The organism is Paenibacillus sp. J45TS6 (assembly GCF_018403285.1).
In the GTDB taxonomy this organism is placed as follows: Bacteria; Bacillota; Bacilli; order Paenibacillales; family Paenibacillaceae; genus Paenibacillus.
The window spans coordinates 303616-316842 of record NZ_BOSJ01000002.1 but is presented as its reverse complement, the minus strand read 5'-3'; the positions used below and the strand labels follow the sequence as shown (position 1 = coordinate 316842).

Sequence of the window (13227 nt, the reverse complement as noted above, 5' to 3'; positions counted from 1 at the left end):
AGGGGGTAATTTTGTGAATTGGAAAAAATTAAACAAGTCTGCATCTGAAGAGCAGTTAAATTCATATTTAATAAATCGGCGCATTGAATGCGAGGGTCAATATAATCAACTTAGAGATGATTTCTTGGAGGCATTTAATGATACGTTGAGCTTGTTGAATATAGATCGAAATGAAATTCAAAATAAAGTATATTTATTTGATTTACATTTTGGTATAAAAATATACAGTTTATTGACTGACAAATATCAATTTACGGCAAGGCAAGCTTCTGAAGATGGAATATGGAGATTCTTATCTATTAGTGTAGTTCCTGATTTGGTAAACGTCAGATGGGGGGATAATCCTTCAAGGTATTGGAAAGAGCCGCGTAGAATATGGCTCAAAACCCTTTGGTGGTATATCTTTTTATCTTGGCAGGGAAGTATTAAATCTACAATAGAGGTTTTGGAAGGAAACACTACAGATGAAATCGTGCAGTTAGTTGAGCGATCAGGACGATCTGGATACAGAGTCGAGTTATATAGACAAATAATGAGACACTACAGTACGCTTGATGTAGATAAGCGTAAAAGAAGCTCAGATATCTTTCGTAAAATTATGAAATTGAATACTGCTAGAACCAGAGTTGTTGAACCTTCGTTATCCGCAGGGGGGGTAACCGAGTACGTCAAGGAGTTGTTTTTATATTTTGATAGCAAAAAATAAGTTACCGGTAGTTATAGATTTATTTTCTGGTTGTGGAGGGCTTGCATTAGGATTTAAATCAGCAGGGTATGAAATCAAACATGGTGTTGAGATGATTCAAGCAGCAGTTAATACAGCCTCTTATAATCTATATTGGAGGGATGGATTGGAAGGTAAGCATATCTGTGGTGATATTACACAGTTGGAGACCGGATTATTTAAGGATGATATTGGGGATGAAGGGTGTATAGTAATTGGCGGCCCGCCATGCCAAGCATATTCTGCTATTGGCAGAGCAAAATTACGTTCGCTTGGTGAAGATAGGAAACACACAAATGATCGTAGAGGATATCTCTATCAAGATTTTTTGAGATTTGCTATTGAATTAGATGCAAAGGCGATTGTGATGGAAAATGTGTTAGAGGCTGTTGATTACGGGGGACTGAATGTACCTCAACACGTATGCGAAATTTTAGAAGAACGCGGCTATGACGCATGTTGGACCATTTTAAACGCTGCTGATTACGGTGTTCCACAGGTTCGTGAACGAGTATTTGTAATTGCTATAAAGAGTGATATTGAACATGATCTTAAATTGCCTATGCCTACGCATAAACCGATTAACGGAAAATGTACGCAGGGGCAACTGAGATTTAAAAAACTTTCTGAAAATAAACATTTTAGGTTGCCTAATAAATCGGGATTGTCAGCACCCAATTGGGTTACAGTTAGAGAGGCTCTATCTGATCTCCCAAGTTTATTTCCAACTGCGGATAGTAAGTACAACTTAAACAGACTTAATATTAAAATAGATTATAGCAGCTCTGCTCAAAATCAATATCAGCAATTGATGAGAACGTGGTTTAATAAGGAACAAAAATCTACTACAGGACATGCGTATAGAAGAACTGATAGAGATTTCCCTATTTTTGAACGAATGAAGCCTGGAGATGATTACAGAGATGCTTCTTTTATAGCAGAAAGTATGTTGGAACAAGCATGTTATGCTAAAGGAATTGATAAAGAAAAAGATTATTTAAAATATAAGGAACTAAGAAAGCAGATAGTTCCCCCATATGATAGAGATAAGTTTCATTCAAAGTGGAAAAAATTACATCCAGAAAAACCGTCTCATACACTAGTGGCTCACCTAAGTACTGATACTTACAGCCATTTACATCCGTGGGAACCGCGCGGGATTTCAGTGAGAGAGGCTGCACGACTGCAATCTTTTCCTGATGGATTTTTATTTCAATGTACAATGGGAGATGCATTCAAACAGATAGGAAATGCAGTGCCGCCTTTGTTATCACGATCCATCGCGGAAACAATGATACAAAATTTAAGAGTACTAAAACCAGAGGCGGCGGTATTATAATGGAGATTTTATCAGAAATAAAACGTAAGTTTGCTGAAATAGGATATGGTAAGGCCTTAGAATTAGAATCAATGCCGAGTGAATATTCGGCTTGGGTTATTAAATACGATGACTGGTATGGAGTTGGAATTCCCCATACAGATGAAGATTTATGTATTGTTGAGAAATTCTCCAATGTAAAACTATGGTCTAGGGTGCTGAATGTAGGAAATAAAGAGGTGCCTATGCTTTTACTTACATCTACTGTAGAAGAGCTGAGGCGAGAATTTGCGTCTGTCTGCGCTCAATTTGCAGATCCGGGGGAAAAAGGGGAAGAAAGAAAGAGGATATTAAATGATCCCTTAAGTTGGTGGAGTAATTGGAGAAGTCTCCTGGGGAATTCGATACAGGATAAAGAAGTTTATAGTATATTGGGAGAGATGATTGTCTACGAGAAACTTCTGTTTTTGGGCCAAAATCCTAAGTGGTCAGCCCTCCAAAATGCAACCCACGATCTAGAATTAACTGGAAGCAGCTATGAGGTTAAATCTACTATTTCTCGTTATTCATCGGAGGTTACAATTAACAGCCAATATCAATTAATGAATAATAATGCTCACAATTTAAATCTTGTATTTTGCCGATTTGAGCCTTCGGAATCGGGGATATCTATAGATGACATGTATTATCGGCTTGTTTCTAAAGGAGTAGGTTCTGATGAACTAAACAGTGCACTAATTAAACTTGGTTTAGAACACGGCAGCAGTATTAGGCAAAGAAAATATAAACTTTTGGATATGAGAAAATATATTGTTGATGAATCTTTTCCTGCTATTACATCCCGTTCTTTCATAAACTCAAAAATCCCAGATTCAATTGTTCATATTAGTTATACGGTTGATTTAAATGGCTTGCATTTTGAAAGTTGGATGGAATAAACAGGAGGCCTAAAGGAGATATTAACATGGCGAAACAACCTGATATATACTCTCAAATCTTGCAACAACAGTACGAAGCAGGGAGAACTTACGCTACGGTAATAACAGGCTTTGCTTCTGCTCCCTTTATTAATCATTTATTATACAAATATGAGAATTTAAATCTTGATATAATTATTGGAATGGCTTCAAAATATCCTCCGTATATTTGGGATCACAAAGAATATATTAGAATGGCTGAAAATACTGGCAGGCTTCGTGTCCGTTACTATAATTCTTTTCCGCCATTACATGCCAATGTGATTTTATGGAGGAACTCTGCAGGGGAATATGATCTAGTGTTTACAGGAACAGCTAATTTGACTTGGAATGGTTTTAAAAACTATCGTGAAATCATGGCCAAAGCGGAATTATCCAGCATATCTCATATTTTTCCAGATGAAGATTCACTAAAGGATTTTAGAGATCATGATATAATGTCACAAATAAAAATGTTATATTACAGACCAGAAAGCAACTCAACAGTTGTTGATATAGGGTCCTTGAGGAATAGGTTAGAGAGTTGTCAAAGGGTTGAACTTTATTTAACGCAGAAAAAAGACGGGCAAGTCCAAGAAAAAAGCGGGTTGAATTGGGGGCAAAGAGAAGGCAGGGAACCTAATCAAGCGTATATACCGATTTCTAGTGATGTGCACAAATCAATGCCTGATTTTTTCCCCGATTTATCTATAGAATTTATGCTGATAACTGATGACGGAGAGCAATTTGTGTGTACTGTAGCTCAGCAAAACCGAAAAGCTATCCATACTAAAGACAACAGCTTGCTAGGAAAATACTTTAGAAAAAGACTCGGCATTCCTCTAGGTGAGAAAGTTGAGAGAAAGCACTTGGATCAGTATGGTACAGATAAGTTGCTTATTTATAAAATAAGTGATGATGCCTTTTATATGGACTTTACTCCCAATCAAGCGCATAAATCGAAAATTTAAAAAAGAAAAATGAAAAATAAGGTTCAGTATATGGACCTTATTTTTCTTCTTTATAGACCCTTTATGGGAGAGCTTAAGGTATAATAGAACTTAAGTTCGTGTATGATCGAGACACACAAACAATCTAATATGGAGTTGTTTTTATGATATTTAATAAAGGAGAACTATTCTGCGGACCTGGCGGATTATCCTTGGGTGCCAAAATGGCAGAGGTAATAGCACCAGACGGTGAAGTTTTTAGAGTACAGCATAAATGGGCTAATGACTATGATCCTGATGCATGCCGTACTTTCAGACATAATATTTGCCCATCCGATCCAGATTCTGTAATAGAAGGAGATGTGCGATTAATAGATATAGAATCCTTACCTAAGATTGACGCTTTTTCATTTGGATTTCCTTGTAATGATTATAGTAATGTCGGAGAGAAAAAAGGGATTAATGGTGATTTTGGACCTCTTTATACTTATGGCGTTAAAGTGTTAAATGCTCATAAACCTCTTTGGTTTGTTGTTGAGAATGTCGGGGGCTTAGAAAGTGCAAATGAAGGAGAAACATTTATTAAAATACTTTCTGATTTAGAACAAACAGGTTATAATCTTACACCTCATCTATATAAATTTCACGAGTATGGAGTTCCTCAAGCAAGACAGAGGATTATTATCGTGGGTATACGTAAAGACTTAGGGCTCGAATTTAAGATTCCTGCACCGACACATGGGGTCGATAGTTATATTACTTCAAAACAAGCTTTAGAGGATCCTCCTATTCCTAAGGATGCGTTGAATAATGAGCTTACCAAACACCAAAATAAAGTGGTTGAGATGCTTTCTTTTATTCCGCCGGGAGAAAATGCATGGTATGAAGGTTTACCAGAACATCTTAGATTAAACGTTAAAAAAACAAAGATCAGTCAAATTTATAAACGTTTAGATCCGAATAAACCTGCTTATACAGTTACTGGAAGTGGCGGGGGCGGAACACATATGTATCATTATAATTATCCAAGGGCATTAACCAATCGTGAACGTGCTCGGTTGCAGACTTTCCCTGACAATTATGAATTCCTTGGCGGAAAAGAGGCAGTTAGAAAACAAATAGGCATGGCAGTGCCTCCTATGGGTGCAAAAGTAATAGTTGAAGCTATATTAAAAACCTTTGCAGGTATTGAATATGAGCATGTAGATTCTAAATGGACCTTTGATCAAAGGGAAGATTCCATTATATTTACTAAAAACAAAGTTAAAGAAGAATCAGTTGGTTACTTGATTTAATGGTAGGACAGTCTTTAATAGAAGTGAGGCTTTTAATGAAGCCCTGCTTCTATTTTTTTTGATCAATAAATGAGCATACTTCTTCTATTGTTTGAAAAAACAAGTCTTTCTTTAATTGATGTTCCCATATTCTCAAAATTGCCCATCCCTTTTTAATATAGTAATCTGTCACCATACGGTCTCTTTCCACATTTCTATTTAGTTTCATTATCCAATATTCCTGATTGCTTTTTGGAGTATTTCCATGAACACTGCATCCGTGCCAAAAACAAGAATCAATAAAAATAACAATTTTATATTTTTTAATTGCTATATCTGGATTTCCGTAAAGCGATCTCACATTTCTTCTAAAGCGGTATCCTCTTTTCCATAATTCGTTGCATACCTTATCTTCTAGCTTCGTATGGGTAGACCGTATTGCTTTCATATTTTTTCTTCGTGTTTCAGGGTTAAGATTATCAATTGTGATTACCTCCAATACGTTGTTATAGTTATTACTTTGCCCATTAAATTAAACTTATTAAGTAAAAAGTAAACAATTGGAATGTTATCTTATAGATCTTTATTTGCCCACTCATCACGAATTGGTTACTGTTGTTATAATTTATCAGTGAATCATTTGTTTCCATGGTAAATCCTATTCTCTGAAACTCAATTAGGAAACTGCTTTTATTTCTTTAAAATTGCATTAATCATGTCATCTACACGGAGGTCAATATGCTGCCAGAGCAACTTTCAAATATTTTTCGAGCCAGACAAAAGTCATATAAGATGGTTCTTATTCTATCCATAATTGAAGCTTATAAGGAAACCCAAGTTGCTCACGCCTCACTAGATCAAATAGCTCAGAAGTTTTTGAAATATTACCAACATCAAAGTAACGAAGGAAATATAGTAGATTCACCGCCAGAACAGAAAGCGTCCGGATGGAATGAATTCTCATTAGGTCAGACAAAGACTCTATTAAAAACACCGATCGAAGCCTTATCATCTGTTCTTCATTTCAATCAAGTAGATCAGAGTCTCACTTTCGCGAATGCAGATTGGTTCAACGAAGACACACTTACTGATTTGCAAAACTACGCCCTCCAGGAACTGAACAATTATAATGAAAAACTGAAATTAAATTCCGTCCTTCACAGTAGAGAAGAACTTACTTCAGATAAGGAGCCAAATCCGGTGACACTAACAGTCAAAGAACAACTGGAACAAGTGAAAAGCTATATTCATCATAAAGGGTTCCTTTATCCAGATGGCCTCATGGAAAACTTCTACTTGTCTCTCAAGTCAAAGCCCTTTGTCATTCTTGCGGGTGTATCGGGGACAGGGAAAACGAAGCTGGTAAAACTTTTTGCTGAAGCATTAGGTGCTACGATGGATAACGGACAATTTACTTTGATTCCCGTTAGGCCGGACTGGAGTGATCCTTCTGATCTCTTAGGTTACAAAGACCTTGCAGGTGTCTTCAGACCCGGAAGATTAACAGAAGTGCTGGTAGAAGCATTGAAGCCGGAGAATAAGGACAAGCCTTATTTTATATGCCTGGATGAGATGAACTTGGCACGAGTGGAGTATTATTTTAGTGATATTCTAAGCGTCATGGAAACCCAAGAATGGAACGGTGACCGTATTATTACTTCTCCCCTGATTGGGTCTGAATCATTAAGAGAGGAAGACCGGCCAATGTACGGCGGTGTATCACTACCAGATAACGTGTACGTTATTGGAACGGTTAATATGGATGAAACGACGCATCCGTTTAGCAAAAAGGTGTTGGACCGCGCCAACACGATTGAGTTCAACTACATTAATCTTCAGCAATATCCTGATTATGATGAGGAAGAAGGTTTTTCATCTTCAGGGGCAAATAATCTGTTTCTGAGAAGTGATTATTTACAGTTATCCGATGTGTATAGCACATATCAAGAACTGGTGCATTCGACAACGGACAAGCTTGTTCGAATCAACAACATTCTCGAAGAAATTCATTCTCATGTCGGCTTCCGAATTCGCGACTCCATTTGTTTTTATATGGTGTATAATCAGCGCTTTGATCTGATGCCCATTGATAAGGCTTTTGACGGACAGCTCCTTCAAAAGATATTACCAAGAATTCAGGGAAGCAGCTTATCTGTAAAAAGAGTGTTGTTGCAGCTGATGCAGGAAGCTCTAGGTAAGTCTATCCCAATTAAGGATCTGCTAGATGATGCTTCCGAATTGTATGGGAAATACGGCAGAAAGCAGCAGGATGTAGATGTGAAATATCCGCAATCCGCACGAAAGATTGCCTTTATGTTACGGAGGTTAGAAGAAGATGGATTCACCTCATACTGGCTTTCTTAATCAAAGTGTAGAGCTCGTTCGCATAGAGACCAATCTCTTTAACCTATATATCCAGGGAAAGCCATATCATCCTACGGTAGAATCTCTACAACTCCATCGTAAGGATACAGGAGCATGGATAGATTCGAACACCCTGCAGATGGAGATCTTATCGGATGAGCTTGTACTAGAGAATATGTATGTTTTTTCACCTGAACAGGGGAAGTTGATTCTTTGGAAGACAGGGGACAAAAGCTACCCTTTATTCTATGAAACGCAGTCATATGAACTTGTCATTGAAAAAAAGCAAACGTCAGAACTTACTTTTCATCATAACAATGTTTATATTCGTCAGGCTGTAAAGCCACTAGGTCGTTCGATTCTTTCTGGCATTTTGAATTTTCAGAATGAGGTAGGGCTTACAGAGCTGGAACTTCAATACCGAGGACGACCGTTATTCCAGCTGCAACTTGAAATCTATCCTTCTAAGATGGATTACAAAAGAGATTACCAGATGATCTTAAGTGATATTAATCGGCAGATATATAATCTGTCTTTTGATTTTTTAAGGAAAACGTATCATCTAATGGGGTTAAAAGAGACACATCATCAGAGTCTTACGGAGTTTTTTACAATCTTACAGTATGTTTTTGATCAGCTTAAGCAAGCAGTGGAACGGATTCATATAAATCCTCATTATAGGCTGGAAAGAGAACCAAGAGTAGTCGATGCGTCTAAAGTAAAGAAAGCAGGCAAAGAGAATATAGCCTACATAACAAAACGTCCACATCTTCTTACACCTCATGAACAGCATGGTTTTATTCCGCATCAAGGGCAACGGCTATACCCAACACATGCCCTCGAAACGAAACGTCATGCTGAGTATGATACGATGGAGAATCGTTTTGTTAGATGGGTATTAATGCGAGTATCTAAGAAACTGAAACAGATGAAGATGAAACTTGCCGTATCAGGGAAACTCCAAGACCCTTTGTTGGATAAGAAAATGACATCCATGCAGAATCAGTTACAACGGCTCTTACAACTGGATTTTCTGAAGAATGTGGGGGAAATGAAACAACTCTCCGTCACGCTGGTGCTGCAGATGGCACCAGGATATAGAGAGGTATATCGAAGTTACTTGATGCTCATGAAAGGGCTCACGGTACACAGTGATTTATTCCGATTGTCTATGAAGGATTTAGCGCAACTGTACGAATACTGGTGTTTCCTGAAGATTAATGAGCTGTTAGCCCGCAAATATGAGTTGTTAAAACAAGATATCATTAAGGTTAATCGTACGGGTGTGTTTTTTACGCTGGATAAATCGCAAGCAGCCAAAATGGTATACCGTAATCAGAAAACGGGAGAAATTTTTACGCTGTACTATAATGCGCTGCCTCGTGGTGATCGTAGTGCAACCCTTGGCCAAAAACCAGATAATGTGTTGACCCTGAAAAAGAATGAGTCTGCTATGGAGTACAAATATATCTTTGATGCAAAGTACCGGATTAACCCTGCCTATGAAGGGTCTTACTATTATCAGAAGTACAAGCAGCCTGGGCCTGAAGAGGATGATATTAATACAATGCATAGGTATAGAGATGCGATTGTGTATGCTGATGGGGGGCAGGAATTAGAGCGAAGTATGTTTGGAGCTTACGTACTATTTCCATATCATGACGAAAAAACGTATCGTGAACATAAATTTTATAAAAGTATTGAGCTCGTTAACGTCGGTGCGTTTCCCTTTTTGCCAAACTCCACGGAGTTAATGGATGCATTTTTGGATGAGATTATTATGGATAGTCCAGAAAAAGCATATGAGCGATCAACGCGTCCTCGCGGGACGAAAAGTTATTATCAGGATAAGCTATCCGGTAAAAATGTTCTGGTAGGATCATTAAGAGAGGTTGCTCAATTAGAAAGTGCACTACAGTATCATTACTATCATCTACCGCTTGAAAATATCTCCGACCATAAGATTCTTACACAGATTGAGTACGTCGCTCTTTATCAGTCGAAAGGAAAATTCGCGGGTACGGGTGAAACGGGAATTCATTGGTATGGCAAGGTAAGGGACTGGAAAGTCGTCCGGAGAGGTGAATTAAAGGAACGTCCTGCTAGAAAGGGAACGGAAGATAAGCTTTATGTGAAGTTATCGGTCGAAAAATGGATCAAACGAGAAGAGCCAATTATCTCGGGTGGTCTAGGTATCTATCGATTGCTTTACACATCCAAATACATTTTCGATCGGGCAAAGGAAATTGCTGAACTCAAGCTAGAGACGGAAGAACAATTGAGTGAATGGCGAGAATTGCGGCGTAAAGGCACAGTGAAAGTAGAATTGGATCACTCTCAGGTCGATTTGGCACATCAAGTCAAAGAAATTCGAAATGATACCGAATGAAGCGGCCGATAGAATAGAGGGGAAGATTATAAATGCACAAGTTACTGGACATTGGAGATGTATTTGAATCCAAAGAACACGGAACGATTATTGTAGGAGTCAATTCTGAACTTAATACATTAAGTCATCCTGAAATCAAAAGCAGCATAGGTGACGATATTGTACTTCGAACACCCGATAACAAAGAGTTAGATTTAAGAGTGATTTCCGTTCAAGTTTCGAACTCACTCATTGATAGAAAAACGATAGGGATATGTGTTGGGAAATCCTTGGTTCCATCAGATATACCGATGGGATCAGAGGTTTACTTGAGAACATAGGTAAGGAAGCAACCGTCTAATCTCCTGAATAAACTATAGAAAATGTACGAACTGTGGTACGATATCACTTTTAATGAAGAGAATACAGTCAATATATATAGTAGAAGACAATTAAAAATAAATGAATCCTAAAAAGAAAAATAGCGACCTTCCCACAAGGGATCAGTCGCTATTTTTCTTTTATGTCTTCTATGGTGTCGCTGTCTCCGCTGGCATCTGCTGTTCAACCGCGTTATCGATTACATCCTGCGGTACTTTTATGCTTTCCATCTTATTGTAATCTCTAAGTGAGCTGTCCATTTTCATTAGAATCGAGAGTGCCTGACCCTCCATGTCCATATCCATATTCATGGAGTAGACGAGGTCTTTTGGATAGTAGGTCTCTTTGTCTACACTATAGGAAATGTCCATGGATTTAATGTTCATCTGCTGCATCATGGCTGCCATCTGCGGATCGGTAGCACCGCTTTGAGACAGCATGGTGGTTGCAAGTTCTTTGACTTTATCGCCGGAAAGGTTAGCTTTCAGCCAGTAGATATCTCCTTCTTCTTCAACCGCTAGATCATTTGCGATACTGCTAAGTTGTTCGAACTGAGAACCTGCGTTGGACTGATTCTTCATCTGTTCCAGCAGGGGAGCGGTGGCTTCTTCAGGCAGGGACATCCAAGCATCTCCCATTTGCGTGTATACTCCGTCTTCCGTAATATACTGTTTTATCTCCTGTGTACCCTCTTGACCGGGCATGGAGGTTTTGATCTCTTGATATGCAGCGACAGGGTTCAGCACCAGATCTGTTTTCATATCCATATTTACATCTTGCTTTTGCTCTTGGCCATCCATGGTAACTGTGAGGTTTTGTTCGATTTTGCTGTTCATAGAGTAACTCTGAATTCCTTTGCTTGCTTCGGTAATCCGTGTGAGTAATTCTTCTGCTGTAGGGGTTTGTTGTTCTGTCTCATTTACGTCTTCGTTGTTACCTGAAGTTTGTTCGTTTGCTGTTGGAGTTCCTTCTGTTGTACCTCCGTTGCTTGGCTCGGCATCGTTATTGCCGCAAGCTGCGAGTACGAGGACAAGAACGATCCCCATCATAAATACATTCCACTTTTTCAAAAGAAAATACCTCCCACTTAAAGTTATTACTCATTACCCAGATCTCAAGACAATGAATTGGAATTCAGGAAAAATAAATAGTTTGGGTAAAAAACAGAAGAACCAGCCCATTACAAACTTCGTATAGGACTGGTTCAAAGAGGACAAATCTATGCTTTTACATGAAGAATGGCAGTTCACTAACCCCTGCCACACGAGCAAAGGTGAACAGCTGCCCCTTATGATGAATTTCATGGTCTAGAGCCATGTTTAGGATAGCAAAGCCGGGTGCTGTTTTTCCGAACAATGCAATTTCTTGTTGCAACTGTTCTTCAGTAATGGAAGCGAGCAGGGAGGATGTAGACTCTGTATAACGATGAACGAGGTTACGCACATCTTCCATCGTAGTCCACTCATTTTTTGTTTGTGGAGGAGTGAATTCGCCGCGAATCACGGTATTTGCAAACATCTCCATCGAGCCGGCAATATGAAGAGCGAGTTCTCCATAACTCATGCTGCCATCCCATGGTTTATACTCAGCAAGTCCTTCTTGATTCAGATCAACGAGTTTATGTAGCACTTCACGGTGTGTGTTCCAACGATGGATAAAGCTTTGCATTTCTAACATATAAATAATCCTCCTGTATAATCGTAATGAGTTCTTTAAAATGGTAACGAAAAGGAAGAAGGAATGCAAATAAAGGGAATATTGTAACCGTATTAGAGACCATGCTAATAGGGTGGAAGGCGAGATAAATACTTGCAAGAATGATGAGGGAAATGGTTCAATAATGAAAGAAGTACATGTTTTTTTGGCAAAGAACAAGACAACAGGGAGTGTATACAGATGAAACGAGTGATTATTGATACGGATACGGCAGGAGACGATACGATAGCGATCCTGACAGCGCTTCATTATTTTCAGGTGGAAGGAATCACCATCACCGGGGGAAATGTAGAGTTTAATCAGGAAGTAGAGAACGCATTATATACGGTGCAAGTCGCTGGAAAAGGTGGACAAGTTCCCGTATATAAAGGGATCGAGCGCCCGATGCTTACCCTCGGAACAGCTCAGCACCGTTATGTAGATGATGTACATGGTGATGACGGCATGGGCGGAGCTCATTTTCCAAAAGCAGTTCAGCGTCCCGAAACAAAACATGCGGTAGATTATATCATTGAGACGGTACATGCAAATCCTGGAGAAATCCACATTCTGGCGATTGCACCGCTTACGAATATTGCAATGGCGATTCAAAAAGACCCTACGATTATTCCACTTATCCCTCATATCTATATCATGGGCGGGGCGAATAACGCACTTGGTAATATCACGCCTGCAGCAGAATATAACTTCTATACTGATCCGGAAGCAGCACGAATTGTACTCCACTCTGGTATCCCAATGACGATGGTCGGCTGGGAGATGTGTACTCGTTATTCGGTGATGGATGATGCAGATCATGAAGAAATTGCGGCACTGGGTACAAAAGGATCTCAATTCTTCATCGATATCAATAAGGTGGTTATGCAGTTTAATAAAGAGGTACATAAACTTCCGGGCACGACACACCCAGATACACTTCTGATGGCGGTTGCTGCGAATGAATCGATTATGACGAAGTCCGGCACGTATTTCGTTGATGTAGAAGCGGCAGGGCAATATACAAGAGGATACAGCGTCGTTGATATCAATGGTCGTCTCGGACAGACCCCGAATGTACGCGTATGTGAAGATATAGATCGTGAGGCGTTTAAACAGATGCTGATCGATGTATTATCGGCTATCAACTAATGGATCTAGGAGGCACTCTCATTCGTGGGGGGCCTCTTTTGTATGCAC

The 13227-nt window shown here is 39.0% G+C and carries 12 protein-coding genes; 9 read left to right on the top strand and 3 right to left on the bottom strand.

Features of this window, described 5'->3' with window-relative positions; translation table 11 throughout:
- Positions 1 to 13: 13 nt before the first annotated feature.
- From KJS58_RS04130 to KJS58_RS04110, 5 genes are all read left to right on the top strand, one after another.
- Complete coding sequence (locus KJS58_RS04130; RefSeq protein WP_213530699.1) at positions 14 to 706, top strand: DUF6339 family protein; 693 nt, start codon at positions 14 to 16, stop codon at positions 704 to 706.
- On the top strand, positions 690 to 2063 hold the full coding sequence (locus KJS58_RS04125; protein WP_249716882.1) for a DNA cytosine methyltransferase: 1374 nt from the start codon (positions 690 to 692) through the stop codon (positions 2061 to 2063). Before KJS58_RS04130 ends, KJS58_RS04125 begins: the two co-directional genes overlap by 17 nt.
- Positions 2063 to 2980, top strand: a complete 918-nt coding sequence (locus KJS58_RS04120; protein WP_213530698.1) for a PD-(D/E)XK motif protein — start codon at positions 2063 to 2065, stop codon at positions 2978 to 2980. The genes KJS58_RS04125 and KJS58_RS04120 overlap by 1 nt, the downstream gene beginning before the upstream one ends.
- A gap of 26 nt (positions 2981 to 3006) precedes the next feature.
- The gene (locus tag KJS58_RS04115; protein WP_213530695.1) at positions 3007 to 3969 is read left to right on the top strand and encodes a restriction endonuclease PLD domain-containing protein; all 963 of its coding nucleotides are present in this window, start codon (positions 3007 to 3009) and stop codon (positions 3967 to 3969) included.
- Positions 3970 to 4112: 143 nt separating this feature from the next.
- Positions 4113 to 5243 carry a DNA cytosine methyltransferase gene (locus KJS58_RS04110; protein WP_213530693.1) on the top strand — a complete coding sequence of 377 codons (1131 nt, stop codon included), beginning with the start codon at positions 4113 to 4115 and terminating at the stop codon, positions 5241 to 5243.
- 49 nt (positions 5244 to 5292) lie between these two features.
- On the opposite strand, the gene KJS58_RS04105 is transcribed toward KJS58_RS04110, so the two are convergent.
- Complete coding sequence (locus KJS58_RS04105; RefSeq protein WP_213531055.1) at positions 5293 to 5706, bottom strand: very short patch repair endonuclease; 414 nt, start codon at positions 5704 to 5706, stop codon at positions 5293 to 5295.
- Between the two features lie 254 nt (positions 5707 to 5960).
- Between KJS58_RS04105 and KJS58_RS04100 the strand changes: the two genes are divergently transcribed.
- The 3 genes from KJS58_RS04100 to KJS58_RS04090 are packed head-to-tail and all read left to right on the top strand — an operon-like array spanning position 5961 to position 10295.
- Positions 5961 to 7586: an McrB family protein gene (locus tag KJS58_RS04100; protein WP_213530691.1), complete on the top strand. Its 1626-nt coding sequence runs from the start codon at positions 5961 to 5963 to the stop codon at positions 7584 to 7586.
- Positions 7558 to 9975, top strand: a complete 2418-nt coding sequence (locus KJS58_RS04095) for a restriction endonuclease-like protein (RefSeq protein ID WP_213530689.1) — start codon at positions 7558 to 7560, stop codon at positions 9973 to 9975. Before KJS58_RS04100 ends, KJS58_RS04095 begins: the two co-directional genes overlap by 29 nt.
- A 32-nt stretch (positions 9976 to 10007) precedes the next feature.
- Entirely contained in the window at positions 10008 to 10295 is a 288-nt protein-coding gene (locus tag KJS58_RS04090) for a hypothetical protein (RefSeq protein WP_213530687.1), read from the top strand.
- Between the two features lie 189 nt (positions 10296 to 10484).
- On the opposite strand, the gene KJS58_RS04085 is transcribed toward KJS58_RS04090, so the two are convergent.
- Both KJS58_RS04085 and KJS58_RS04080 read right to left on the bottom strand, forming a co-directional pair.
- The gene (locus tag KJS58_RS04085; protein ID WP_213530685.1) at positions 10485 to 11405 is read right to left on the bottom strand and encodes a DUF6612 family protein; all 921 of its coding nucleotides are present in this window, start codon (positions 11403 to 11405) and stop codon (positions 10485 to 10487) included.
- A gap of 157 nt (positions 11406 to 11562) precedes the next feature.
- Positions 11563 to 12012 carry a DinB family protein gene (locus tag KJS58_RS04080; RefSeq protein ID WP_213530683.1) on the bottom strand — a complete coding sequence of 150 codons (450 nt, stop codon included), beginning with the start codon at positions 12010 to 12012 and terminating at the stop codon, positions 11563 to 11565.
- 219 nt (positions 12013 to 12231) lie between these two features.
- Between KJS58_RS04080 and KJS58_RS04075 the strand changes: the two genes are divergently transcribed.
- Positions 12232 to 13179: a nucleoside hydrolase gene (locus tag KJS58_RS04075; protein ID WP_213530681.1), complete on the top strand. Its 948-nt coding sequence runs from the start codon at positions 12232 to 12234 to the stop codon at positions 13177 to 13179.
- Positions 13180 to 13227 lie beyond the last annotated feature (48 nt).

Coding starts and splice junctions, on each gene's coding strand:
- KJS58_RS04120 (WP_213530698.1), top strand. CDS start 2,063: ATGGAGATTTTATCAGAAATAAAACGTAAGTTTGCTGAAATAGGATAT.
- KJS58_RS04115 (WP_213530695.1), top strand. CDS start 3,007: ATGGCGAAACAACCTGATATATACTCTCAAATCTTGCAACAACAGTAC.
- KJS58_RS04110 (WP_213530693.1), top strand. CDS start 4,113: ATGATATTTAATAAAGGAGAACTATTCTGCGGACCTGGCGGATTATCC.
- KJS58_RS04100 (WP_213530691.1), top strand. CDS start 5,961: ATGCTGCCAGAGCAACTTTCAAATATTTTTCGAGCCAGACAAAAGTCA.
- KJS58_RS04095 (WP_213530689.1), top strand. CDS start 7,558: ATGGATTCACCTCATACTGGCTTTCTTAATCAAAGTGTAGAGCTCGTT.
- KJS58_RS04090 (WP_213530687.1), top strand. CDS start 10,008: ATGCACAAGTTACTGGACATTGGAGATGTATTTGAATCCAAAGAACAC.
- KJS58_RS04080 (WP_213530683.1), bottom strand. CDS start 12,012: ATGTTAGAAATGCAAAGCTTTATCCATCGTTGGAACACACACCGTGAA.
- KJS58_RS04075 (WP_213530681.1), top strand. CDS start 12,232: ATGAAACGAGTGATTATTGATACGGATACGGCAGGAGACGATACGATA.